Annotated in this window: 22 protein-coding genes; 6 read left to right on the top strand and 16 right to left on the bottom strand. The window is 68.9% G+C overall.

What is annotated here, in order from left to right:
• Positions 1-72: 72 nt before the first annotated feature.
• The gene (locus ACFV9C_RS31815) at positions 73-1,434 is read right to left on the bottom strand and encodes an NAD-dependent succinate-semialdehyde dehydrogenase (protein ID WP_380199494.1); all 1,362 of its coding nucleotides are present in this window, start codon (positions 1,432-1,434) and stop codon (positions 73-75) included.
• A 126-nt stretch (positions 1,435-1,560) separates the two neighbouring features.
• Between ACFV9C_RS31815 and ACFV9C_RS31810 the strand changes: the two genes are divergently transcribed.
• On the top strand, positions 1,561-2,595 hold the full coding sequence (locus tag ACFV9C_RS31810) for a hypothetical protein (protein WP_380199245.1): 1,035 nt from the start codon (positions 1,561-1,563) through the stop codon (positions 2,593-2,595).
• Here the strand turns inward: ACFV9C_RS31810 and ACFV9C_RS31805 are convergent.
• On the bottom strand, positions 2,575-3,144 hold the full coding sequence (locus ACFV9C_RS31805; protein ID WP_380199244.1) for a histone deacetylase: 570 nt from the start codon (positions 3,142-3,144) through the stop codon (positions 2,575-2,577). The two genes, ACFV9C_RS31810 and ACFV9C_RS31805, sit on opposite strands and share 21 nt — an antisense overlap.
• 80 nt (positions 3,145-3,224) lie before the next feature.
• Here ACFV9C_RS31805 and ACFV9C_RS31800 point away from each other — a divergent pair, with 80 nt between their 5' ends.
• Positions 3,225-5,258, top strand: a complete 2,034-nt coding sequence (locus ACFV9C_RS31800; RefSeq protein ID WP_380199243.1) for a phosphocholine-specific phospholipase C — start codon at positions 3,225-3,227, stop codon at positions 5,256-5,258.
• Positions 5,259-5,339: 81 nt separating this feature from the next.
• On the opposite strand, the gene ACFV9C_RS31795 is transcribed toward ACFV9C_RS31800, so the two are convergent.
• The 7 genes from ACFV9C_RS31795 to ACFV9C_RS31765 all read right to left on the bottom strand — a co-directional run bounded on the left by ACFV9C_RS31795 (position 5,340) and on the right by ACFV9C_RS31765 (position 14,689).
• Positions 5,340-6,227: an ABC transporter ATP-binding protein gene (locus ACFV9C_RS31795; RefSeq protein WP_380199242.1), complete on the bottom strand. Its 888-nt coding sequence runs from the start codon at positions 6,225-6,227 to the stop codon at positions 5,340-5,342.
• The gene (locus tag ACFV9C_RS31790; RefSeq protein ID WP_380199241.1) at positions 6,224-7,033 is read right to left on the bottom strand and encodes an ABC transporter ATP-binding protein; all 810 of its coding nucleotides are present in this window, start codon (positions 7,031-7,033) and stop codon (positions 6,224-6,226) included. Before ACFV9C_RS31790 ends, ACFV9C_RS31795 begins: the two co-directional genes overlap by 4 nt.
• A complete protein-coding gene (locus ACFV9C_RS31785; protein WP_380199240.1) occupies positions 7,026-7,901 on the bottom strand; it encodes an ABC transporter permease in 876 nt (291 codons plus the stop codon). Before ACFV9C_RS31785 ends, ACFV9C_RS31790 begins: the two co-directional genes overlap by 8 nt.
• A gap of 5 nt (positions 7,902-7,906) precedes the next feature.
• Positions 7,907-9,001, bottom strand: a complete 1,095-nt coding sequence (locus ACFV9C_RS31780) for an ABC transporter permease (RefSeq protein WP_380199239.1) — start codon at positions 8,999-9,001, stop codon at positions 7,907-7,909.
• A complete protein-coding gene (locus ACFV9C_RS31775; protein ID WP_380199238.1) occupies positions 8,998-10,857 on the bottom strand; it encodes an ABC transporter substrate-binding protein in 1,860 nt (619 codons plus the stop codon). Before ACFV9C_RS31775 ends, ACFV9C_RS31780 begins: the two co-directional genes overlap by 4 nt.
• A gap of 250 nt (positions 10,858-11,107) precedes the next feature.
• Positions 11,108-14,248 carry a hypothetical protein gene (locus tag ACFV9C_RS31770; RefSeq protein ID WP_380199237.1) on the bottom strand — a complete coding sequence of 1,047 codons (3,141 nt, stop codon included), beginning with the start codon at positions 14,246-14,248 and terminating at the stop codon, positions 11,108-11,110.
• A gap of 9 nt (positions 14,249-14,257) precedes the next feature.
• Positions 14,258-14,689, bottom strand: a complete 432-nt coding sequence (locus tag ACFV9C_RS31765) for a cupin domain-containing protein (protein ID WP_380199236.1) — start codon at positions 14,687-14,689, stop codon at positions 14,258-14,260.
• Between the two features lie 28 nt (positions 14,690-14,717).
• Between ACFV9C_RS31765 and ACFV9C_RS31760 the strand changes: the two genes are divergently transcribed.
• The gene (locus tag ACFV9C_RS31760; protein WP_380199235.1) at positions 14,718-15,512 is read left to right on the top strand and encodes an SGNH/GDSL hydrolase family protein; all 795 of its coding nucleotides are present in this window, start codon (positions 14,718-14,720) and stop codon (positions 15,510-15,512) included.
• Positions 15,509-16,099 carry a GNAT family N-acetyltransferase gene (locus tag ACFV9C_RS31755; RefSeq protein ID WP_380199234.1) on the top strand — a complete coding sequence of 197 codons (591 nt, stop codon included), beginning with the start codon at positions 15,509-15,511 and terminating at the stop codon, positions 16,097-16,099. The genes ACFV9C_RS31760 and ACFV9C_RS31755 overlap by 4 nt, the downstream gene beginning before the upstream one ends.
• Positions 16,100-16,192: 93 nt before the next feature.
• Here ACFV9C_RS31755 and ACFV9C_RS31750 read toward each other — a convergent pair whose 3' ends face one another.
• Together ACFV9C_RS31750 and ACFV9C_RS31745 are read right to left on the bottom strand one after the other, a co-directional pair.
• A complete protein-coding gene (locus ACFV9C_RS31750; protein WP_380199233.1) occupies positions 16,193-16,363 on the bottom strand; it encodes a hypothetical protein in 171 nt (56 codons plus the stop codon).
• Between the two features lie 68 nt (positions 16,364-16,431).
• Positions 16,432-16,926, bottom strand: coding sequence for a MarR family winged helix-turn-helix transcriptional regulator (locus tag ACFV9C_RS31745; RefSeq protein WP_380199232.1), 495 nt, complete (start codon positions 16,924-16,926; stop codon positions 16,432-16,434).
• A gap of 66 nt (positions 16,927-16,992) precedes the next feature.
• Here ACFV9C_RS31745 and ACFV9C_RS31740 point away from each other — a divergent pair, with 66 nt between their 5' ends.
• Positions 16,993-17,748, top strand: coding sequence for a hypothetical protein (locus tag ACFV9C_RS31740; protein ID WP_380199231.1), 756 nt, complete (start codon positions 16,993-16,995; stop codon positions 17,746-17,748).
• Here ACFV9C_RS31740 and ACFV9C_RS31735 read toward each other — a convergent pair.
• Together ACFV9C_RS31735 and ACFV9C_RS31730 are read right to left on the bottom strand one after the other, a co-directional pair.
• Complete coding sequence (locus ACFV9C_RS31735; RefSeq protein ID WP_380199230.1) at positions 17,675-18,412, bottom strand: YqjF family protein; 738 nt, start codon at positions 18,410-18,412, stop codon at positions 17,675-17,677. The genes ACFV9C_RS31740 and ACFV9C_RS31735 overlap by 74 nt on opposite strands.
• Positions 18,409-18,711, bottom strand: a complete 303-nt coding sequence (locus ACFV9C_RS31730; RefSeq protein WP_380199229.1) for a hypothetical protein — start codon at positions 18,709-18,711, stop codon at positions 18,409-18,411. Before ACFV9C_RS31730 ends, ACFV9C_RS31735 begins: the two co-directional genes overlap by 4 nt.
• A 53-nt stretch (positions 18,712-18,764) precedes the next feature.
• Between ACFV9C_RS31730 and ACFV9C_RS31725 the strand changes: the two genes are divergently transcribed.
• Complete coding sequence (locus ACFV9C_RS31725; RefSeq protein ID WP_380199228.1) at positions 18,765-19,820, top strand: epoxide hydrolase family protein; 1,056 nt, start codon at positions 18,765-18,767, stop codon at positions 19,818-19,820.
• On the opposite strand, the gene xylA is transcribed toward ACFV9C_RS31725, so the two are convergent.
• From xylA to ACFV9C_RS31710, 3 genes are read right to left on the bottom strand one after another with little or no spacing between them, the layout of a single operon-like run.
• Positions 19,821-20,981: a xylose isomerase gene (gene xylA / locus ACFV9C_RS31720; protein WP_380199227.1), complete on the bottom strand. Its 1,161-nt coding sequence runs from the start codon at positions 20,979-20,981 to the stop codon at positions 19,821-19,823.
• A complete protein-coding gene (locus ACFV9C_RS31715) occupies positions 20,978-22,141 on the bottom strand; it encodes a Gfo/Idh/MocA family protein (protein ID WP_380199226.1) in 1,164 nt (387 codons plus the stop codon). Before ACFV9C_RS31715 ends, xylA begins: the two co-directional genes overlap by 4 nt.
• A complete protein-coding gene (locus ACFV9C_RS31710; protein ID WP_380199225.1) occupies positions 22,138-23,355 on the bottom strand; it encodes an ROK family protein in 1,218 nt (405 codons plus the stop codon). Before ACFV9C_RS31710 ends, ACFV9C_RS31715 begins: the two co-directional genes overlap by 4 nt.
• Positions 23,356-23,440 lie beyond the last annotated feature (85 nt).

The following is a 23,440-nucleotide window of genomic DNA, read 5'->3' as shown; positions in this document are numbered from 1 at the left end:
TCTCGGTCACGAACAGATAGACCAATTGTCACCGCCCCGAGGTCCACCCGCACCCCGACTGACCGGTTCCTGTCAGCCGAGCCGGATCGACTTCTTGTTCATGAACTCCTCGATGCCGGCCGGCCCGAGTTCGCGGCCGAGGCCGGAGCGTTTGATGCCGCCGAACGGGAGATCGGCCTGCGATCCACCGGCCCGGTTCAGGTACACCATGCCGGCGTCGATCCGGTCCGCGACGCGGCGGTTCCGGGCCGGGTCGGTACCCCAGACCGAGGCGCCGAGGCCGAACGGCGTGTCGTTCGCGAGCCGTACGGCGTCGTCCTCGTCGGCGGCCGCGAAGACCGTGACGACCGGGCCGAAGATCTCCTCGTAGTACGCGTCCATCGCGGGCGTGACGTCGGTGAGAACGGTGGCCTCGAGGTACGCGCCGGGCGTGATGCGGCGGCCGCCGGTGCGCAACGTGGCGCCCTGCGCGACGGCCTTCGCGACCTGGGCGGCGACCTCGTCCGCGGCTGCTGCGGACGCGAGCGGCGGGAGGGTGGTCGCCGGGTCGGACGGATCGCCCGGGACGTAGTACTCGGTGACGCGTTTGGTCAGCCGGTCGACGTACTCGTCGTAGAGGTCCGCGAGGACGATCATCCGCTTCGGCGCGTTGCAGGACTGGCCGCAGTTCCGCATCCGCGCGGTCGCGGTGGCGTTCACGGTCTCGTCGAGGTCGTCGGTGTCGAGGATGATCAGCGGATCGGAGCCACCGAGCTCGAGCACGGTCTTCTTGAGGTTCCGCCCGGCCTCGGCGGCGACCGCGATCCCTGCCTGCTCGCTGCCGGTCAGCGAGACACCGGCGATCCGCGGATCGGCCAGGATCGCGGGGATCTGCCGGCTGGACGCGAACGTGTTCACGTACACGTCCTCCGGTACGCCGGCCGCGCGCAGGATCTCCTCGATCGCACGGGCCGACCGCGGGCAGATCGACGCGTGCTTGAGCAGGATCGTGTTTCCCAGCACGAGATTCGGCGCGACGAACCGGGCGACCTGGTAGCACGGGAAGTTCCACGGCATGATCCCCAGCAACGCCCCGATCGGCCCCTTGCTGATCACCGCCGTACCACCCTTGATGCCGATCGTTTCGTCGGCGAGCAACGCCTCCCCGTGCTCCGCGTAGTACCGAAAGATGTCGACGACGACCCCGACCTCGCCCCGCCCCTCGTTGACCCGCTTCCCCATCTCCAACGTCATGATCCCCGCGAGCTCCTCGGCCCGCTCCGCAAACAGTTCCGCAGCCCGAGCCACGATCCCCGCCCGCTCCCCGACACTCCGCCCCCGCCACCCCGCATACGCCCCCGCCACCCGCCCGACCGCGGCCGCTACCTCCCCGTCGGTCCAGTTCTCCACTTCCTCCACCAGCAACCCACGCGCCGGATCGGTGACCGAGTACATCGACATCCCTCCATCCACTCGAGAAGCAACGCCACATACTGTATACAGTCTTCTCTCTCGTGTCGCGTGCGGGTTCGCGGATCTGCTCCTACTCTCGAAAGTGACGGTCTGTGACGGGAGGGCGGCGTGACGGCAGCTGGCGACTTCCAGACGCTGGTGGTGCTGCGTTCGCGGCGCGGCGAGTTCGACGCGCTGGCCGCTCTCGACCTCGACCACGGCGTACAACCGGTGCTGTCGCTTGGGTACGACCCGAGCGCGTCGGTCGACACCATGCTCGAGGAGGTCGTGCGGGTCGCGCGCCGGATGCTCGGGCTCGGGCGCCTGCTGATGCTCGACACCGCCAACATGGCCGGTACGCCGGGATTCGACCGGCCCGGCGCCGTACTGGACCGGCTGGCGGACCGTCTGTGCCAGCCGGACGACCTGTTCGACCCCGACGAGGTCCCGTTCGTACCCGTCGTTCACACCGACGCCGACGACCGGGACCTGACCGGCCTCGGGCGGTTGTCCCGGCACCTCGGACACGGTTGTGCCGTACGGGTGCCGATGGCGTCGGCGACTCCCGGCGGCGTCCTCGCCGCGATCGAGCGGATCGGTACGGATCCGGCCGACGTCGATCTGATCGTCGACCTGTCCTACATCGCAGGGGCCGACGCGTTCCGGGTGGACGAGATCGCCGGTCTGATCGACCGCCTCGGGGAGTTCCGGTCCAGGACGATCCTGAGTGGATCCGTACCCCGGATGCTCAGCCGGCTGCACCGGTGGGAACAGCAACGCTTCGAGGAGGACGTCTGGCGGTCGCTCGTCGCCGGCGGAGTCGAGGGGCTGCGTCTCGGCGACTACGGGATCGCACACCCGGTCTGGGATCCGCGGGGCTTCCCCACGAAGCACGTCAACGTGAAGTACACCTGCGGCGATCACTGGCTGTACCTGCGGGAGCGAATGGTCGCGGCGAGCGACGAGTCGTCGACGACGCGGACGGTACGGCTCGTCTCCAGGTATCTGGTCGAGTCCAACAGCTTCTTCGGAGCGGGCTACTCCTGGGGCGACCACAGGTTCGCCGAGGCAGCCGACGGCCTCCAGCAGGGCCTGTCGCGAACCAAGGTCGTCTCGTTCGCAACCTCCCACCACCTCGCCTACCTAGCCGACCTCGCCGCCTAGATAATCGGCGATCCGGTCGGGGCCCCAGCCGTGGGCCTCTGCGAGACCGGTGGTAATCCAGCGCAGGTACGCCGCGGTTGGGGCGGCTGGAGCGCCGATCGAGGCACTGGTGAAGGTGAACATGGGTATGCCGTCCAGCTCGCCCAAGCGCACCACCGTCTCGTAGCGACCGTCGCCGAGCGAATGCCGATGGGTGACGGACGAGAGGATCGCGGCGAGCTCGAGGGCGTACGTGCCGCCGGGGTCGCGCCACGTCTCCTGGGCGGCGACGTCGGCGAGCTGGTCGGGGGTGAGCAGGTAGGCTCGGCCGGCCAGTTGGCTGTCCACGGTGGGGTCGTAGAAGGCGGAGCCGCCGCCCCACACCTTCGACGTGCCGCTGAAGGCGAGGCTGCCGGGGATCAGTACGCCGGTGGAGCGGGTGGGGGCGGTGGGATTGCGGCAGCCGGGGTACACCCGGGCGCCACCTTGTGGTTGGCCGCCGGACAAGTAGCAGGTGAATCGTGCCAAGGCGAGGTTGGAGCCGTAGGCGACGTACCACACCTGATCCATGACGCTTGCACCTTCCGTGGGCCGAAGCGTCCAGATTAGGGTGCCGGGAGGCTCCACCCGCCCCGACAAGGAGACCCCAGATGCCAGACATCAACCGCCGGAGGTTCCTGCAGCTGGCCGGTGCGTCGGCCGCGTTCGCCGCGATGGCGAACAGCATCGAGCAGGCCGCCGCGATCCCCGCGCACCGCCGGTTCGGCACCGTCCAGGACGTCGAGCACATCGTCGTCCTGATGCAGGAGAACCGGTCGTTCGACCACTACTTCGGCACGCTGAACGGCGTCCGCGGGTACGGCGATCCGCGGCCGGTGACGCTGCCCAGCGGCAAGCCGACGTACTACCAGAAGAACCTCCTCGGGAAGGAGATCCTGCCGTTCCGGCCGCAGGCGGACAACCTCGGGCTGCAGTTCATCCAGGACCTCGCGCACAGCTGGCCGGACGCGCACGCCGCGTTCAACGGCGGCCGGTACGACCAGTGGATCCCGGCGAAGACGACGACCACGATGGCGTACCTGACCCGCGAGGACATCCCGTTCCACTACGCGCTCGCGGACAAGTTCACGGTCTGCGACGCGTACCACTGCTCGTTCATGGGTTCGACCGACCCGAACCGGTACTACATGTGGACCGGGTACACGGGCAACGACGGGACGGGCGGCGGCCCGGTGCTCGGGAACGACGAGGCCGGCTACGGCTGGACGACGTACCCCGAGCGGCTGGAGAAGGCCGGAGTGTCGTGGAAGATCTACCAGGACGTCGGTGACGGCCTGGACGGCGACCACGGCTGGGGCTGGATCGACGACGCGTACCGCGGGAACTACGGCGACAACTCGTTGCTGTACTTCAACAACTACCGCAACGCGCAGCCCGGGAACCCCTTGTACGACAAGGCTCGCACCGGCACGAACGCGAAGGCCGGCGAGAGCCTGTTCGGGCAGCTCGCCGCCGACGTCAAGGCGAACAAGCTGCCGAAGATCTCCTGGATCGCCGCGCCCGAGGCGTTCACCGAGCACCCGAACTGGCCGGCGAACTACGGCGCCTGGTACATCTCCCAGGTCCTCGACGCGCTCACCGCGAACCCCGAGGTGTGGAGCAAGACCGCGCTGTTCATCACGTACGACGAGAACGACGGCTTCTTCGACCACGTCGTACCGCCGTACCCGCCGATGGACGCCAACCAGGGCCTGTCGACGGTCGACCCCGACGCCGACCTGTACACCGGCGCGAAGGCCGCGCACGGGCAGTACGGCCTCGGCCAGCGGGTCCCGATGCTCGTGGTGTCGCCGTGGAGCACCGGCGGCTACACCTGCTCGGAGGTCTTCGACCACACGTCGATCATCCGCTTCATGGAGACCCGGTTCGGCGTCCACGAGCCGAACATCTCGCCGTGGCGGCGGGCGGTCTGCGGCGACCTGACGTCCGCGTTCGACTTCGGTACGTCGGCCACGCGGCCGGCGAAGCTCCCGGACACCAGCGCGTACCAGCCGCCGGACAACAAGCGGCACCCGGACTACGTCCCGACGCCGCCCGCGGTCGGCCAGCTCCCGGCGCAGGAACGCGGCCGGCGGCTCACCCGTCCGTTGCCCTACGCACCGGTCGTCGACGGAGCCGTTGCCGACAGCAAGTACAGGCTGACCTTCAGCTCCGGGGCGCAGGCCGGCGCCCAGTTCCTGATCACGTCCGCGAACCGCACCGACGGCCCGTGGACGTACACCACCGAGGCCGGCAAGACCGTCGCCGACAGCTGGAACCCGATCTACTCGGCCGGTGTCACCGACCTCACCGTCCACGGCCCGAACGGCTTCCTCCGCACCTTCAAGGGCAAGCCGGCCACCGGCCTGGAGATCACCGCCCGCGAGAACATCCGCACCGGCAACGTCGACCTCACCTTCACCTCCGACGCGGCCCGCCGCGTCACGATCACCAACGGGTACGGCGGCGCCCCCAAGACCCAGGACCTCCGCAAGGGCACCACGCAGTACGCGGTCCCCACCACAACCCGTTGGTACGACGTCTCGGTCACCACCGCCGACGACCCGACGTACCTCCGCCGCTTCGCCGGCCACATCGAAACCGGGATCCCGGGCGTCAGCGACCCGGCGATCAGGACCGTTTGAGAGGTTAACCTCGCCCGTTGCCCCTTCACCCGCTGGATGCGGTGGAGGAAGGGGCAACGCGGAGGGTTAACCAGTCAAACGTCAGATGATCGGGACCTCCGGGGCGGTTGCATCGCCGGGGGTTTGCTCGTCGAGGCGGTCGAGTTCGTCGACGGCGATCCGGGTGGTCCAGCGCTGGTCCGGGTCCGGCTGCGGGATCGAGTCGAGCAGCAGCTTCGTGTAGGCGTGCGACGGCTCGTGCATCACCGTCGACACCGGGCCGCGTTCGACGATCTGGCCCTTGGTGATGACCATCACCTCGCCGCCGAGGTAGTACACCGTGGACAGGTCGTGGGTGATGAACAGCGTCGTCATCCCGTGCTCGCGCTGGAAGTCCAGCAGGATGTCCAGGAAGTGCCTGCGGACCTGGGCGTCCAGCATCGACACCGGCTCGTCGGCGATGATGAACGACGGCTTCAGCATGTGCACGCGGGCCAGCATGATGCGCTGCCGCTGACCGCCGGACAGCTGGTGCGGGTACCGGCCGAGGACGTTCTCCGGCTCCAGCCGGACCGCGCGCAGCGACTCCTCGATCAGCTCCAGGCCCTTCGAGCGCGTGCCGGCCAGCTTGAACTTCTTGACCGCCTTCCAGAGCGCGCGGTCCACCCGGTAGAACGGGTTGAAGATCGCGTACGGGTCCTGGAACACCGGCTGCACGTCGCGCCGGTACTCGTCGTACTCGGCCCGGCTCAGCTTGAAGATGTCCTTGCCGCCGTACAGCACCTGTCCGGCGGTGGGCTTCTGCAGGCCGAGCACGTTCCGCGCGATCGTGCTCTTCCCGCTGCCGCTCTGGCCGACCAGGCTGACGATCTGCGGCGGCGACGCGGCCAGCGTGAAGCTGACATCGTCGACCGCGGTCAGGTACCCGCCCGGCACGTCCCGGGCGTGGAAGCGTTGCTCGACGCCCCGAAGTTCGAGTTCGGACTTCACGATGCCCTCCTGCCCAACTTCGGAATCGAGTCGATCAGCTGCCGGGTGTACGGGTCCTGCGGGTCCTTGAACACCTGCCGTACGTCGCCCACCTCGACGAGCTGCCCTTCGTACATCACCGCGACCCGGTCCACCAGCTGCGCGTGCACGCCCATGTCGTGCGAGATCACCATCAGCGTGACGCCGAAGTCGGTGCGCAGATCGGCCAGCGACTGCAGGATCACCCGCTGGATCGTCACGTCCAGCGCGGTGGTCGGCTCGTCCGCGATCACCAGGTCCGGCTCGAGCGCGACCGCGATCGCCATCAGCACCCGCTGCTTCATCCCGCCGGACAGCTCGTGCGGGAACATCCGGCCGACGCGGGCCTCCAGGCCGACCTGTTCGAGCAGCCGCGGGATCATCGTGCCGAGCGACTCCTTGCGGCTCGGGGCATGTTCCAGGATCACGTCCTTGAACTGGTCCTGGACGCGCATCACCGGGTTCAGCGAGCTCATCGATCCCTGTGGGAGGTACGAGAGCGCGCTCCAGCGCAGTACCCGCAACTGCTCGCCGTGCACCTTCAGCAGGTCCACCGGCGAACGGCCGGCGGGGTGGAACATCACCGAGCCGCCGGTCACCTTGCCCGGCGCCTTCAGCAGCCGCAGCAGCGCGACCGCGAGCGTGCTCTTCCCGCTGCCCGACTCCCCCGCGATCCCGAGGATCTCGCCGCGGTGGACGTCGAGGTCGATGCCGCGGACGGCCTTCACATCGCCGCGGCTGGTCGAGTACGCGACCTCGAGGCCCTTCACCTCAAGCACGTTATTCACCGGCCACTCCCCTCAATCGCGGGTTGTAGACCTCTTCGAGGCCGATGTTCACCATGTTCAGCGCCGCGAACAGCAGCGTCAGCAGCGCGATCGGGACCACGAACATCGGCCACGCGCCGAGCGTCAGCGCGCCGGTGCCGATCGCGTTGAAGATGATCTGGCCCAGGTCGATCACGCCGCCCGGTCCGAGGCCGATGATCTCCAGGCCGACCAGGCCGAAGATCGCGCCGAGCGCCGACGACGCGAACCCGACGCCGATGAACGGCAGCAGGTTCGGCAGCAGCTCGGTGACGATGATCTCGACGTCGCGGGCCTTGCTGACCCGCGCCAGGTCGACGTACGGCCGCGTTCTCAGCGAGAGCACCTGGGACCGGATCGTCTTCGCCGCGAACGGCCAGGAGAAGATCGAGATCATCACGCCGACCTGGAACAGGCTGACGTTCTTCGCGTACGCCGACAGCGCGATCAGCAACGGGAACGTCGGGATGACCAACAGGATCCCGGTGAACGTCGAGAGCACGTTGTCGATCCAGCCGCCCTTGTACCCGGCGACGAACGCCACGATCACGCCCGCGACGGTCGAGATCACGCCGGCGATCGCGCCGATCTGCAGGGATACCGCGAGCGCCTTCACCACCATCGCGAACACGTCCCGCCCGAACTGGTCGGTGCCGAACAGGTGCTTCGGCCCCGGGACGAGCCACTTGTCGTAGGCCGCCAGCTCGACCGGGTCCTGTCCGCCGCCGATCGCCTTCACGATCAACGGGCTGAACAAGGCGATCAGGACGAGCACGGCCAGGATGATCAGGCCGGTCGCGAGGCGCCGGCTGTTGCGGATCGTCCGCAGTACCGCGGTCAGGAGTCTCATCGTCATCACTTCCAGTACTTGACCCGCGGGTCAAGCAGCGGGAGCAGGAGGTCGAGGAGCAGGACGGCGGTCAGCACCGAGAAGATCGCGATGTCCGTGACCCCGAGGATCGTGTTGAAGTCGAGCTGCTGGATCGCGGTCACCAGCGTGGTGCCGAGACCGGGATAGTTGAACAGCTGCTCGACCAGCACGTTCCCGTTGAAGATGAAGCCGAGCGAGATCCCGAACGCGGTGATCTGCGGCAGGTAGCAGTTCCGCAGCGCGTACCGGGTCAGGATCCGGCGGCCCTTCAGCCCCTTCGCCTCGGCGTACACCAGGTAGTCCTCGCCGAGAATCGGGATCATCAGCATCCGGGTGGACAGGATCCAGCTGAACGTCCCGATGATCACGATCGACAACCCCGGCAGCAACCCGTACTTGAGCACACTGCCGATGAACGCGAAGCTGATCCCGGGATTGATGTTGGAGTCGTACGCCGATCTCGCAGGCAACAGTCCCATCGAGTACGCGAAGATGTAGACCAGGATCAGCGCGACGAAGAAGTACGGCACGTGCGAGAGCGCGATCGACAGGTTGGTGGCGATCGCGGAGCCGAGCTTGCCGCGCCGCCAGCCGGCGATCGCGCCGATGATCATGCCGAGGATCCAGGACAGGACCGCGGAGATGCCGAGCAGCCCGATGGTCCAGGGCAACGACCGCAGGATGACCGTCTGCGCGGGCGTCGGGTAGTTGATCAGCGACGGCCCGAGATCGCCGTGCAGGACCAGCTTCTCCATGTACTTGAAGTACTGGGTGAGCAGGTTCCCGTCGAGGCCGAACTCGTGCCGGTACCGGGTGATCAGCTCGGCACTGGCCTGCGCGTTGTAGACGTAGTTCTGCTGCAGCGTCTGGATCAGCGTCTGGACCGGGTCGCCGGGCATCATCCGGAAGAAGAAGAACGCGATCGTCAGCGCGCCCCACAACTCGACCAGGTACAGCCCGAACCTCCGGATGGCGTACGCCGCCAGCGGATGCCGTGACAGCCAGGCCCGCACCCCTGTCAGGGGTGCGGAGTCCCGGCTCTTGTCGACAGCTACAACCGGCGGCGCCTCCGCCGTCACGCCGGTCCCTTCTGCCCCGTGGCAGAGATCTTGCCGAGCACGAAGATGAAGTGCGGCCACCAGTTCAGCGGCACCTCGTACAGGTCGTCGTCGGTCGGCCAGTCCTTCCAGAACGCCGTGTTGAAGTACGACGGGTAGCCGGTCTGGATCGAGGCGAGCAACGGCAGCTGCTGGAAGTAGATCTCCAGCGCCTTGTCGAGCAGCGGCTTGGCCTCCGCCGAGTCCGGGTTCAGCTGGCCCAGCTGGTCGATGATCTTGTCGAAGTCGGGGTTGCGGAACCGCATCTTGTTCTTACCGGCCGAGTTCTTGCCGATCGGCTGGTACTTGTCGCTGGTCCAGTCGGTGTACAGCTGCTCCGGGTCGATCGCGAAGCCGGCCCAGTTCGAGTCGATGTCGTACTGGCCGCGCTGGAACTTGTCGTCGTGGACGCTGCCGGCCAGGCTGCGCAGGGTGGCCGGTACGCCGACCTTCTCGAGCTGCGTCTTCAGCAGGTTGGCGATCGCGTACTCGGGGCCGTCGACCGGCGAGACCGTGATGATCTCGAGGTTGATCTCCTTGCCCTTGTACGCCCGCTTGCCGTTCGCGTTCTTCGGGGCGATCTCGTCCAGCATCTGAGTCGCCTTGTCCGGGCTGAACTCGAACTTGTACTTGTTCGCGAGGTCGTCGTTCTTCCACTTGTCGTTGGTCGGGTAGTCCGCCCACGGGTACTGTGCGGGCGGCACCTTCACCGGCCAGATCGAGTTGCCGATCTTCTCCCGGTCGATGCAGTAGTTGATCGCCCAGCGCATCTTCGACTCCGCCATCACGCCGCGGCCCGGGTCGCAGTTCAGCCACAACACCCGTGGGTTCGGGTCGTGGAACTGCGTCGTCACCAGGTTCGGGTAGCCGTTGTTGCGCAGCAGCTTGGCGTGCGGCTCGTCGACCGAGCCGACGTCGAACTCGGCCCGCTCGAACGCCAGCGACGCCTGGTCGAGCTGCTTCGACGTGCTCTGGAACACGACGTACTGCGGCTTGACGTCGAGCTTGTCCTTGTTCCAGTAGTTCGGGTCCTTCTCCCAGACGAACATCTTCTGGTTCCGGATCGCGGTCTTCAGCTTGTACGGGCCGCTGCGGACCGGCGGGTTGTCCTTGTACTTCGTCGGGTCCTGCGACTTCCAGATGTGCTCCGGCATGATGTTGTTCGGCGCACCGGAGATCGCGGCGATGAAGTTGTAGTGGAAGCGCGGCGCCGGCTTCAGGAACGTGACCACCGCGGTCTGCGGGTCGGGCACGGCGATCGACTTGACGAACTCCTTCAGGTCGCCGCCACCGCCGAACAGGTCGGGGCGGTCCTTCAGCAGCATCACGGTGAACTTGAAGTCGTTCGCGCCGAGCGGCTGGCCGTCGTTCCAGTGCGCCTTCGGGTCGAACTTCAGGGTCAGCTCGGTGAAGGCGTCGTTGTACTTGTACTCCGTCGCCAGCCACGGCGTCAGCTTGCCGGTGGCGAAGCTGAGGAAGAACAGCGGTTCGGTGCTCAGCTCGACGCCGGCGCCCGAAGGCGATCCGTTCGGGATCATCCCGTTGAAGCTGTCGAAGACCGTGTACTCGACCTGGCCGACGATCACCGTCTGGTCCCGCGGGACCGGGATGTTCGCCTTGCCGATCTGGATGGACTTTCCGGCGCTGGGCTTGTTGTTGGCGTTCGCCGGTTTGTCGGAGTACGAGCCGCCGCCACCGGAGCAGGCGGCCAGGAACGCGGTCATGGCGGCCGCGGCTCCTCCTCCGACCATGCTGCGGCGGGACAACTGGTACCGGACGACATCTTCGACGTCTTCGAATTGCGGGCGCGGCCCACCACCAACTGGCACCGAATTCATGATGAATGTCACCTCCGTTTACGTTGCGTGGACTCGCGGATCACCGACCGAGAGGTGCCACGGACTATAGGTAGCGTTGACAACGTTGACAAGAGTTCGTTCCTACGTTGAAATCGCGCCGTCATATCCGCTGATCAGTCGATATACCAAGCTGTGACAACGTTGCTCGCTCTGGGTGACGCCCGGAGGCGGAAACGCTTCCAACTCCGGTTACACGGCGTACACCCGGCGGGCTACCGGCCGGTTCCGGTCAGTCGAAGACGGCGTCCACCAGAAGTTCGGCCGAACGGTCCGGTTCGTTGAGAACCGCGCGGATCACATGCCGCCGGTCCCAGCGCCCGGCCGCCCAGGCGAGCGCCTTCGCGAGGCCGTCGAAGGTCGCCGCGTGCGGCGCGCCGTCGGCGTCCACCCACCACGAGACCTCGACGCCGTCCACGGTCAGCTCCTCGTGCTCCCACCAGCCGGCCGGCACCTCGGGGACCAGTTCACGGACCAGGTCCGGTACGTCGGCCGCCGTACCCTCGCCGTCGATCTTGCCCTCGGCAACCTCCTGGGCGAGCGGTACGTCGAACAGGTCGCCGAGCCCGTCCGCGGCCGCGCCGGAGCCGATCACGAAGCCGCCGAGGTCGTGGCGTTGCACCCACATCGGGCCGTCGACGACGACCGCATGCTCGGCGTCCGTCACTCGGGTGCTGCCGTCGGCGTCGAGGACCCGTACCTGGGACGGTGCGTCGCCGGGGAACAGCGCGAGCGTGCCGAGGCGGTTCCAGAGCCGGAGCAGGGCGGCCTCGTCGAGATCGCGGTCCGGGTCGGCGAGCCGGTCCAGGACGAGCGCCAGACCGTCGGCGTCCAGGTCGTCGGCGGCCCGGACCAGGCCGATCGCGGTCCGCACCTCGGGGTCGAGTTCGGCCGTCCAGTCGGGGGCTTCGTCGAGGAAGGTCGCGAGGACTGGTTCGGCGTCGGGGTCGGCGTGGCCGGCGAGCGGTTCGCCGTCGTCGAGGAGGACGTGTTCACGGATCCACCAGGCGGCGTACGACGGTACGCCTCGCTGCTGGTCGTCCGGGCCGACGACCCGGACCTGCGTGACGAGTGCGCGGCGGAGGTCGGGGTCGGAGCCCAGTAGTTGCAGGGCTTTCGGCCAGTTGGCGTCGGTGATCCAGTCGAGGTCGCGGATCGCCTCCAACTCGCCGACGGTCGCGCCGTACGGCGATCCGTCCGGGGCCACGTCGTACGCCCAGTCCTCGATGCCGTCGAGGTCCTGGAGTACTTCCGGGAGCCGGTCGAGCGCGACGTCGGAGGCTGCGGCGACGCCGAGGGTGCTGAGCACTCCCACGGCCTCCAACGCGTCCTGCCCGTACCGCTCCACCAACTCCGCCGCCACCGGCGAAACCTCCGCCGGGTCGAGAATCTGCTGCGCTGCTGACCCCTCGATCACCAGGGCGTTCGCGGGCACGAGTTCACCGGCCGCATCCGGCAACACCAGATCCGACAACCACCACAACCCCTCAGCCTGCCCCACATCCCCACCAACCAACGCAAGCACCGCCTGCGCCACCGGAAGCGTCCCTTCGCCACCTGCGGCCACACCAGCCCCCACCGCGCCGCGCGCGTCCTCGGGAGCATCCGTAGGCAGTGCGTGGGGTGCGGGGTCGGGGGTTTGCCAGTCGTCGGTGGAGTGTTCGACGGCGGTGCGGACGGCGGGGTCTTCGAGGAGGGAGCGGGCGGTGGCGGGGAGGGCGCCGAGGCGTTCGAGGGTTGGGGACACGGCGTCGGGGTGGACGACGCGGACGCCGTACCGGCTGAAGGCTTCGAGGGTGGTGAGCGGGAGTTCGGGGCCGGGGAGGAGCAGGCCGCGGGCGCCCCGGACCAGGCGGCCGTCGGCGAGCGGGACGGGGAGGGTGCCGAGGGACTCGCGGACGAGCGGGTCGGTGACCATGTTCTCGAGGGACGTGTAGAGATTGCGCCACCAGGACGGCGGTTCCGCTCCCCCGAGCTGGTCGACGACCTCGGAGAGCTCGAGGCGTCGTACCTGCAGGGCATCCAGGGCTTGGCGGTACTCGCGACGGACGTGGATCAGACCTGGTACGAGCGGGGCGAGGACCTCGGCGAACAACTCGTCGGCACCCTCCACGACGACGGCACCGTCCGGCCGGACGACTGATCCGTCGACGGCTCGGAGAAGCGGCACGCAGGGCAGCACGGCGCGGATCGCGTCACGGAGCATCCGGTCGACCGCGCCTGCGGCGAGACCGGTCGGGACCAGGCGCAGTACGTCGTCACCTTCGTCGAACCGGCGGCGCAGGAGCTCGCCGTACGCCGTTGCCGCTTCCTGTACGAGGCGATCCGTCAGCGGGCCTTTCGCTACGTGCCGGCGAGTCGAGTCGAGCGGGAAGGTTGCCAAGAGCAACGCCGGCAGGGAGAGCGGTTCGTCGGTCGGGGTCGGTGCGTGGACCACCCCGGGTGCTGTTGCGGTGGTGTTCGGGAGGGCCCAGACGATCGACCAGGCGGGGCGGGTGCGTTCCTCGGTGGGGCGGTCGGCGAGGAGGGACTGGCGTTCGGCGGGGGTGAAGATGCCGGTGGTGCGGTGGATGTGCCAGCGGGACTCGGCGTTCTCGAGGGTCCGGTGGGTGTCCTCGGTCTCGATCTCGATGCGTTCCAGACCGGGGAGGGCGAGCAGGAGCGCGTCGTCGGCCTCGGCGAGGAGGCGGCGGACGAGCGCGACCGCGGCCTCGTCGCGGAGCGGCAGCAGTACGGCGGTGTCGTACCCGGCCGGCGGTTCACCCTCGGCGTCGAACGGAAGCCGCAGTACGGGAACCTGCCCGTCCCGCCGCCGTACCTCCGTCTCCAGCGAGGCCAGCTCCCCCACCGCCGCGGCGGTATCCGCCTTCGAGAACCGCACACCACCGGTCCGCGACAGAACGACGGGCTCATCCGTCACCGCCAGCACCGCCGAAAACCCCACCCCAAACCGCCCCACCACCCCGCCCCCCGCGCCCTCCGTGCCCACCGCCCTGGGCGGTTGGGGAGCATTTCCGCCCGATTCGGGACGAAAATCCTCCCCAACCGGGGCATCCGGCGGGGTGGCGTGGTGTTTGGCGGAGGCTCGGAGGGTTGCCAGGGACTGGACGCCTTCGGTGTCGAGGGGTGCGCCTGTGTTGGCTACTACGAGCGTGTTGTTGCGGAGCTCGTACAGCACCCGGCCGCGCACACCCTCCCGCAGCGCCGCGTCAGCCGCGTTCTGGGCAAGTTCGATCACCACGCGATCGGCGTACCCGCCGAGGGCCAGCTCCTCCTCGGCGTTCGCATCCTCCCGGAAGCGCACCGGCGCCGCCGCCCACCCCGCCAGTACCTTCTCGCGAATACCCGCCGTACCGAACACGTCGTCAGTCACGGCGGCAGGCTACTGGAACGGGCACCCCGGGTTCGGCGCGTCCTCCGACAACGGGCTGCCGGCCGGCAGCACATACAGCACATCCAGTACGAGCGGCTTCGTCCCGAGGTTGCGTCCGACGTGCACGTGATCCGATCCGCTCGGCTCGGTGAACGCCGCGCCGGTCCGGTACACCCCGTCCGTCGTGCAGTTCGACCCCGAGTGCGTCAGCGTCCCGGCCTTCACGAACGCGTACAGCGTCCCGTCGTGGAAGTGCCACCCGGTCGTACCGCCCGGCTGGATCGTGATCTCCCGCAGTACGTAGTCCGTCCGGCCGATCGTCGACTTGGAGATGATCGTCGCGGTCACGTCCGAGCTCGGCGTCGCCTCGGCGGCGGCGGGGATCAGCCCGATCGCCAGCCCACCGGTGGCCACGGCGGCCAGTACTCCCCGAGTGAACATGCTGTCCCCTTCGTTCTATTGTGATCCGGTGATCGCATCCGGCAGTCGGTACGTCGCGCTGGGCAGCTCGTTCGCGGCCGGGCCGGGGATCAGCCCGATCGTAGATCCGCCCGCGGGTCGTTCGGGCAACAACTACGCGCACCTGGTCGCCTCCGAGCTGGGCCTCGACCTGGTCGACGTCTCGTACTCCGGCGCCACCACCGCGCACCTGCTCGACACCCGCCAGAACGACGCACCGCCGCAGCTCGACGCGCTCACCCCGGACACCGCGCTGATCACGGTCACCTGCGGCGGGAACGACCTCGAGTACGTCGGTACGTTCCTGCGCGGCAGCTTCCTGAACACGATCGCCAAGCCCGCCACGATCCTCGGCCGCCGGGTCGCGAACCGGATCCGCGCGCGGGTCAGCTACCTCAAGGACGACGCGTCGTACCAGGCCGTCACCGACTCGCTGACCACCGTCGTCGAGCGCGCCCGCGAACGGTCGCCGGAGGCGCGGATCCTGCTCGTCGACTACCTCAGCCTGGTCGGTCCGGCGACCCGTCCGCGGCTCGACGTACCGCTCAACGAGGAGCAACTGCCGAGTATCGCGATGATGGCCGACGGACTCGCGGGCGCGTTCGCGAAGGCGGCCGCCGCGACCGGCGCGGACCTGATCGCCGCCTCCGCCGCGAGCCGCGATCACGCGATCGGCTCCGCGGAGCCGTGGACCACCGGGTTCACGCTGCTGCCGCCGAACCTCGGCGGTTTCGTCCCGTACCACCCGAACGCCGCCGGGATGCGCGCGGTCGCCGACCTGATCGTGGCGGCGCTGCGGACATGACGGGTACAAAGGTGCGCGAGGCAACGAACGCGGACGTCGAGGCGGCGGTCGACACGTTGACGCAGGGCTTGCTGGACTATCCGATGAGCCGCGCGTGCTTCGACCCGGACGGGTACGTCGACCGGCTCACGCGGTACCACCGGCTGTTCGTCGAGGCGATCGGGATCCCGCACGGCCGCGTCTGGGTGACCGACGACGTCCGCGCCGTCGCGATCTGGCTGCCGCCGGACCTGCCGGCCGAGGCCTTCGCCCCACACGCCGCCGAGTTCAAGGCACTCGCGGGCTCCAAAGCAGATCTCACCGCTGAGTACGGGCAGGCGATCGCGCTCTTCCACCCGCGCACCCCGTCGTGGCTGCTGGCGCTCGCCGCCGTCCACCCCGACCACCAACGCCAGGGCCTCGGCCACGCCGTCATCGAACCCGGCCTGGCCGCCGCCGACGCGGCCCACTCCCCCACCTTCGTCGAAACCCAGGACCCGGCAAACGTCGGCTTCTACGAGTCGTTCGGCTTCACAGTCATCGCCGAACTGGAACTCCCCCACAACGGCCCCATGCACTACGCCCTCTACCGCCCACCCCAACCATGAACACCCACGCGGCGCTTGGTACGTCGGACGAGCTGGTGCCCTGGTACGGCCGGTTCGGGTTCGCCGAGGTTGGGCGGGAGCGCAGCGCGGTGCTTACGAGCTGATCGTCCGCCAGCCAAGGATCCGGAAGCGCCAGACGCGCCGCCCATGGACCGGTGTCGGGCGATCGGCCCGGCGGCCGGCGGGCTGGCTGAGGCCGTGGGGGTGTTCGCGGCCGTCCTTCGCGAAGTGGCTGAGCGACACCATCAGGTTGAGGGGTTCCATCGGTCTGTCCTTTCTTGACGCCTACACAGGTACGTCGGACACGACCACCGGAACTTGACATCGTCCGGCTAGGAATCTTCCGCGCTCGCGATCACCAGCAGCCGAAGGAGCTCGTTCAGCTGCGTGCGCCGGGTCGGCGCCAGCTGGTGGATCAGCTCGTTCTCGACCCGCAGCATGTCGTCGATCCCCCGCTCCCACAGCTCGCGCCCGGCGGGTGTCAGCGTCGCCATCACCTTGCGCCGATCGTCGCGATCATGCGTGCGTTCGACGTACCCGCGCCGCTCGAGCGCATCGAGCCGGTTCGTCAGCGCCGCCGGCGACATCCTCAGCTGCCGCGCGAGTTCCCCGGGCGTCGCGCGGTACGGCGTACCGCCGCGACGCAGCATGTGCAGCGTCTTGAACTCCCACAGCTGCAGTCCGTACTCCGCCAGCACCGCCTCCCGCCGCCGCTCGAGGTACCGCGTCACCACTTGCAGGCGGACCGTGATCCCTTCGACGTCCCGGTCGAGGCCGGCCAGCTCCCCCGCCCAGAGCTCGACGTGCGTATCCACAAAGTCCTTCACCCGAAGAACTTTTCAGCAGCTGAAGGTTAGTTGTCAAATGTTTCGATGTCGAAATACCTTCGGACCATGAACCCCGTCGAAGCCGTCGTCACCGCCGCCACCAAACTGACGCTGGCCGGCCACTGGGCCGCCGCGACCGACCTCCTCGCCGCCACCACCTCCGACGATCCCGCCGAGCGGCAGGCCCTCGCGCTCGCTCGCGCCGCGGTCGCCGTCGACCACGACTTCGGGCAGCAGTCCGACCACGCCACGGCCGCACTGGCCGCCGTACCCGAGGACTCGTGGGATCTCGACCTGCTCAAGCTCCGCAAGGACTACGCGGACGCGCTCTTCCGTTCAGGTGACGGCGACCTCCGCGACCGCATGCTCACGTCGGTCAAGGACGCCCCCGACGACACCCGTCGCGCCGCCGCGAGCTTCTGGGCCGGCGCGATCGCCGACAACGTGTACGAGCAGCCCGTAGAGGCCATCGAGCACTACAACCTGGCGCTGGAACTGGGTGACGAGTTGACCAAGGCCCAGGCCCTGCGACACCTCGGCCACCACTCGCATGCGAGCGGCGACCTGAAGCTCGCCCGCGAACAGTGGGAGCAGTCAACCGAACTCCTGCAGAAGAACGGCCACCTGCGCCCGGCCCTCGCCCAGCAGGCCCACATGGCGATCCTGCTCCGCGACGAGGGCGACCTCGACGGATCGGCCGCGCTAGCGACCGAGGTGAACCGCTGGGCCCGTCAGCTCGGCGTCGGGTTCATCGTCGATCAGACCGAGGAGCTGATCGGGGAGCTGATGGTACGGCGAACTCCGCAGGAACGCCCGCGCTGAACGCAACCTGATCCGGCGAGCGATCGGGCGGCTCCAGCCCCACCGACCGCAACAGGCTGTCGGCGTCGAGGTCGGTCAACGTCGCGTCATGCAGGATCCACGGCGGATGCTCGTTCGGCAGGTACCAGGTGCGGCCGGCCCGGTGCACATGGAGACCCCACCGAGCGGTGAGGAAGTCCTCGAGCGGGCCGACCGGGATCCGTTCGCCCATGTCCACGCCGACGCTCACCTCTGCGTCGGCGCCGCGGACGGTCGAGCTGTAGTCGTGGTGGTTGCCGTCACGTACGTGCGACATCCGCGCCCAGCGGTACGGCAGCCCGAAGACGGTCCGCGCCGTCGCCACCACCGCGAGCCGGTCGGCGTCCAGGCTCAGGAACACGACACCACGCCGACCGGTCTCGTCGACGGAGTACAGCCGGATGTTCGTCTCCAGGAACGACCCGAAGTACGGAACGCCCGGACCGCGCAGCAGTCCGGTGCCGACCATCCGGAACGGGACCAGCCCGACGTACGTGCGTCCCTCGAAGGTGTCCGGGCGCGTCCCCGGCGGGAAGAAGTGCGCAACTGCCGCAGGCTCGAAAGCCCAATGCACAAAGGTCAGATCGAGCCACCGCTGCCGCAGGATCCGCGGTCGCGGCAACGGCGGTGCGTCCGGCCAGCTCACTCTGCGCTTGACCGGACCTCACAGCGCGGCCGCCCGTCGTTCAGCTCGCACACCATGAACCCGGCGGTGCCCGGCTTCCACGGCATGATCGCGTCGCCGCCGATCAGCGCGTCCAGCGTCTGCAGCTCGGGGTCCCGCTGCTCCGCATGATGCCGGTAGCCGGCCGCGCCCAGGGCGAGCGCGATCGCCATCCCGAGGAGGTTCACCTCGGTCGGCTGCTCCGGGACCGTGGTCCCGTCGACGGGCTCCAGCTTGATGCCGTGCTCCGGCACCTCGACGATCCGTGCAACGTACTTCATGACGTCGAGCGTAGCGGTCAGTCCGTGTCCGGTACTGCTTCTAGCGTCGAAGTATGGAGTTTCGAGCAGAGGTACCGCAGGCGGAGTTGGACGAGTTGCAGCGCCGGCTGGACGCGGCGCGCTGGCCGGATCAGTTGCCGGACGCGGGGTCGTCGTACGGCGTGGAGCTCGGACGGCTGCGGGAGGCGACCGAGTACTGGCGCACGTCGTACGACTGGCGGCGGTTCGAGAAGCGGATGAATACGTATCCACAGCACGTGACCGAGATCGACGGTCAACGGGTGCACTACACGCGGGCCGGCACCGGTACGCCCTTGTTGCTGCTGCACGGCTGGCCGGGAGCCGCCTCCGACTATCTGGAGGTGATCGACGCGCTCTCCCAGGACTTCACCGTGGTCGTGCCGACGATGCCCGGCTTCGGGTTCAGCGGCGTGACGACCACCAGCGGCTGGGGCGTCGACCGGATGGCGCGCGCCTGGATCACGTTGATGGAACAGCTCGGCTTCGAGCGGTACGGCGTCCACGGGTACGACTGGGGCGCCCGCATCGGCCCCGCCCTGGCGCGGCTCGTGCCGGAGCGGGTGATCGGCCTGCACCTCGACGGGTACTTCGTGTTTCCGCAGGGCGAGGAGCTGACCGAGGCCGAGCAGCAACGGCTCGGCGGCCTGGACCGCTGGCAGAACGAGCGGTCCGGGTACGCCGCGATCCAGGGCACCCGCCCGCAGACGCTCGCCTATTCGTTGCTCGACTCCCCCGTCGGGCAACTCGCCTGGAACCTCGAGTGGTACGACGACTACGGCCATCGGGAAGGTGCCATCGGCAACGACCACATCCTCGACACCGTGACGCTGACCTGGTTGACGCGGACCGCCGGCTCCCAGGCGCGCCTCTACCGCGAAGCGCAGTCGGCGTGGGGCGCGCAGGTCTCGTTCTGCCCGGTGCCCACCGGGCTCGCGGTGTTCCCGAACGACAGCACGGTCCGCAAACTCGTCGAGCGCGAGTTCGACGTCGTGCACTACACCGAGTTCGACCGCGGCGGCCACTTCGCGGCGCTGGAGGTCCCCGAACTCGTCATCGAGGACCTCCGCGCCTTCTTCGGCAAGCTGTAGTTACCGGACGCCGAGCAGGTGCTCCATCGCGAGCTGGTCCAGCTTCTCGAAGCCCAGACCGCGCTCGGCCAGCGCCTCCCGGTCGTACGTCGCGTTGCGGAGCTCGTCCAGCGACTCGCCCTCGCCCAGCGTCGGCTCGGACAGCTCCGCGACCCGCGCCGCGGCCAGCGCCTCGGCGACCTCCGGGTCCGCCCGGAACGCGAGCGCCTTCTCGCGCAGGATGAGGTAGTTCCGCATGCACGCGCGGGCCGTCTCCCAGACGCCTTCCTCGTCCTCGGTCCGCGGCGGCTTGTAGTCGAAGTGGATGTGACCCTCGTACGCCGGGTAGCTCCCGGACCCCTGGAGCGCGTCGACCGTCCAGAACGCCCCGCGCAGGTTCCCGGCCCCGAACCGCAGGTCCTGGTCGAACCGCGGACCGTGCTGCCCGTTGAGGTCGATGTGGTACAGCTTCCCGTGCCACAACGCCTGCGCGATCCCGTGCGCGTAGTTCAGCCCGGCCATCTCCTCGTGCCCGACCTCGGGGTTGATCCCGACCAGCTCCGGGTCGGCGAGATCGTTGATAAAGGCAATCGCATGGCCGATCGACGGCAGCAGGATGTCGCCGCGTGGCTCGTTCGGCTTCGGCTCCAGCGCGAACCGGATGTCGTACCCCTGCTCCCGGACATACGCGCAGAGCAGGTCCATCGACTCCTTGTAACGGTCCAGCGCCGCGCGGACGTCCTTCGACCCACCCGACTCGGCGCCCTCACGACCGCCCCACAGAACGTAGGTCGTGGCGCCGAGCTCGGCCGCCAGGTCGACGTTCCGCAGCACCTTGGCCAGCGCGTACCGCCGTACCTGGCGATCGTTCGCGGTCAGGCCGCCGTCCTTGAAGACCGGGTGGCTGAACAGATCGGTCGTCATCATCTCGACGCCCAGGCCCGTCTCGGCGAGCGCCTTCTTGAACCGCTCGAGCACCTGATCCCGGGTGCTGTCGTCCGGTACGACGTCCTGGTCGTGGAACGTCACCGCGGCGGCGCCGAGCTCCGCCAGCTTCTCGACCGTGTGGACCGGGTCCATCGCCGGGCGGACCGCCGTACCGAAGACGTCGACGCCCTGCCAGCCGACGGTCCACAGCCCGAAGGAGAACTTGTCGTCCTTGGACGGCGTGTAGTCGTTCATTGCGCAATCTCCTGCCATTGACGTGAGTTCGAACTGGCCTCGACCGCGGCCAGCACGCGCTGGACCTGCAGCCCGTCCGCGAACGACGGCGCCGGGTCGGTGCCTTCGGCGATCGCGGTGACCAGGTCGACTGCCTGATGGGTGAACCCGTGCTCGTAGCCGAGCAGGTGGCCCGGCGGCCACCACGCGGCGACGTACGGGTGGTCGGGTTCGGTGGCGAGGATCCGGCGGAAGCCCGCCGTCCTCGCGTCGTCCGCTGCGTCGTAGTAGTGCAGCAGGTTCATGTCCTCGAAGTCGAACGCGAGACTGCCGAGGCTGCCGTTGATCTCGATCCGGATCGCGTTCTTCCGCCCGGTCGCGAACCGCGTCGCCTCGAAGACGCCGAGCGCGCCGCCGCGGAACGTCGCCAGGAACACCGCGGCGTCGTCGACCGTGACCGGGCCGCGTTCGGTACCCGCCGTACCGGCCAGGCCCGAGTGCTCGGCCGCGACCGGACGCTCTCTCACGAACGTCTCGAGCCGCGCGGAGACCTCGCCGATCGTGTCGCCGGTGATGTACTGCGTCATGTCGACGATGTGCGCGCCGATGTCGCCGAGCGCGCCGGAGCCGGCCTTGGTCTTGTCCAGCCGCCAGGACAGCGGCGCCTCGGGGTCCGCGATCCAGTCCTGCAGGTACTGCGCGCGGACGTGCCGGATCGTCCCGAGCTTGCCCTCGGCAACGAACTGCCTCGCCAGCGCGATGGCCGGGACCCTTCGGTAGGTGAACCCGACCATCGACCGGATCCCCTTGGCCTTGGCCGCTTCGGCCGCGGCCGTCATCGCCTCGGCCTCCTCGACGGTGTTCGCGAGCGGCTTCTCACACAGCACGTGCTTGCCGGCCTCGAGCGCGGCGATCGCGATCTCGGCGTGGCTGTCGCCCGGCGTACAGACGTCGACCAGCTGGACGTCGTCGCGCTCGATCGCCTTGCGCCAGTCGGTCTCGGTCGCCTTCCAGCCGAGCTTGGCCGCGGCCGCCTGGACGGCGTCGGCGTTGCGGCCGCAGAGGACGTTCATCTCGGGTTCCAGCGGCAGGTCGAAGAAGCGCGGCGCGCTCCGCCAGGCCTGCGAATGGGCCGCGCCCATGAACGCGTAGCCGATCAGGCCGATGCCCAGGTTCGTCATGACTCTCCTAGCTGTGTCGGGTCGGCGAATACTTGGTCGAGACAGATCTGCGCGCCACCGCGCACCGCGGCCCCGAAGCCCAGGTCCGACCGGACGACCCGGCAGCCGCCGCCGTCCGGTGCGAGCACACGCTCGCGGAGCGCCTTCGCCAGCGGCGCTTCCAGCCACGGGCCGAGGACAGCGAAGTACCCGCCGAGCACCAGCACGGCCGGGTTGAGGATGTTCACCAGGATCGCGCCGCCGATCCCCAGCCAGGTGCCGACGTCGTTCAACGCGTCGAGGGTCCGTACGTCGCCCGCTTCGGCGCGCTCCACGATCGCGGCCAGCCGGCGCTCGACGTCCAGCTCCGGATCCCGGACCGGGTCGTCGGCGTCCGTTGCCTGGCGCAACAGTGCGGTCAGGCCGACGACGGTCTCCCAGCAGCCGGTCCGCCCGCAGCCGCAGGGCTGCCCGGCCGGGGCGACCGGCATGTGGCCGACCTCCCCGCTGTACCCGTGCGCGCCGCGGAGCAGGTGCCCGCCGGACACCACGCCGCCACCGACGCCCACAGCACCGGTCAGCAGGACGAGATCGTGCTCGCGCAGTTCAGCGTACGCCGCCAGCGTGGCGAGGTTCGCCTCGTTGTCGACCTGCAGCGGGTACGTCGGTTCGCCGAGGCGGGCGCGCATCTCCTTCGCCACGGAAAGGTCGTTCCAGCCGAGGTTCGGGGCGAGCTTCAGCTCACCGGTCTCACCTTCGACCAGCCCCGGTACGGCGAGCGTGACGCCGGCCAGTCGCCCGTCGCGGGCGTCCACCGCGTCGACGGCTTCCCGGACGAGGTCGGCGAACCGGTCGAGCGTCGTACCCGGACCGAGGTGCGCGACGTCCACCGGGACGCGCTTCTCGTGGACGACGTTGCCCTTCAGGTCGAGCGCGACGACGGCGAGGTACTCGACGTTGATCTCGGCGCCGATCCCGCAGACGCCCGTACCGTCGAGCTCGACCAGCTGGCCCGGGCGGCCGAGCGCGCGGCTGGAGTCGGCGGAGCCCTCGCGGAGCAGGCCGCGTTCGACGAGCTCGGCGACCAGGCTGCTGACGGTCGCCTTGTTCAGCCCGGTCTCCTCGGCGATCCGGGCGCGCGAGCGCGGGCCGAGCTCGTGCACGTGCCGCAGTACCACCGAGAGGTTGTTCCGCCGGAGCGCCACGTGGTCGGCGGCAACACCCCGGATCACCATCGCGCACACCCTCTCGGACTTTGTCTGTTGATCCAACAAACTAAGTTCAGCCAGACCGATCGTCAAGAGTTCCGGAACCGTGGAC

The sequence above is a fragment of the Kribbella sp. NPDC059898 genome (genome assembly GCF_042730855.1).
Classification (GTDB): Bacteria; Actinomycetota; Actinomycetes; order Propionibacteriales; family Kribbellaceae; genus Kribbella.
This window is presented reverse-complemented; position numbering and strand designations above follow the sequence as displayed.

Coding starts and splice junctions, on each gene's coding strand:
- ACFV9C_RS31710 (WP_380199225.1), bottom strand. CDS start 23,355: ATGGTGATCCGGGGTGTTGCCGCCGACCACGTGGCGCTCCGGCGGAAC.
- ACFV9C_RS31765 (WP_380199236.1), bottom strand. CDS start 14,689: ATGTTCACTCGGGGAGTACTGGCCGCCGTGGCCACCGGTGGGCTGGCG.
- ACFV9C_RS31750 (WP_380199233.1), bottom strand. CDS start 16,363: ATGGAACCCCTCAACCTGATGGTGTCGCTCAGCCACTTCGCGAAGGAC.
- xylA (WP_380199227.1), bottom strand. CDS start 20,981: ATGAACGACTACACGCCGTCCAAGGACGACAAGTTCTCCTTCGGGCTG.
- ACFV9C_RS31755 (WP_380199234.1), top strand. CDS start 15,509: ATGACGGGTACAAAGGTGCGCGAGGCAACGAACGCGGACGTCGAGGCG.
- ACFV9C_RS31725 (WP_380199228.1), top strand. CDS start 18,765: ATGGAGTTTCGAGCAGAGGTACCGCAGGCGGAGTTGGACGAGTTGCAG.
- ACFV9C_RS31775 (WP_380199238.1), bottom strand. CDS start 10,857: ATGAATTCGGTGCCAGTTGGTGGTGGGCCGCGCCCGCAATTCGAAGAC.
- ACFV9C_RS31715 (WP_380199226.1), bottom strand. CDS start 22,141: ATGACGAACCTGGGCATCGGCCTGATCGGCTACGCGTTCATGGGCGCG.
- ACFV9C_RS31815 (WP_380199494.1), bottom strand. CDS start 1,434: ATGTACTCGGTCACCGATCCGGCGCGTGGGTTGCTGGTGGAGGAAGTG.
- ACFV9C_RS31730 (WP_380199229.1), bottom strand. CDS start 18,711: ATGAAGTACGTTGCACGGATCGTCGAGGTGCCGGAGCACGGCATCAAG.
- ACFV9C_RS31800 (WP_380199243.1), top strand. CDS start 3,225: ATGCCAGACATCAACCGCCGGAGGTTCCTGCAGCTGGCCGGTGCGTCG.
- ACFV9C_RS31805 (WP_380199244.1), bottom strand. CDS start 3,144: ATGGATCAGGTGTGGTACGTCGCCTACGGCTCCAACCTCGCCTTGGCA.
- ACFV9C_RS31740 (WP_380199231.1), top strand. CDS start 16,993: ATGAACCCCGTCGAAGCCGTCGTCACCGCCGCCACCAAACTGACGCTG.
- ACFV9C_RS31785 (WP_380199240.1), bottom strand. CDS start 7,901: ATGAGACTCCTGACCGCGGTACTGCGGACGATCCGCAACAGCCGGCGC.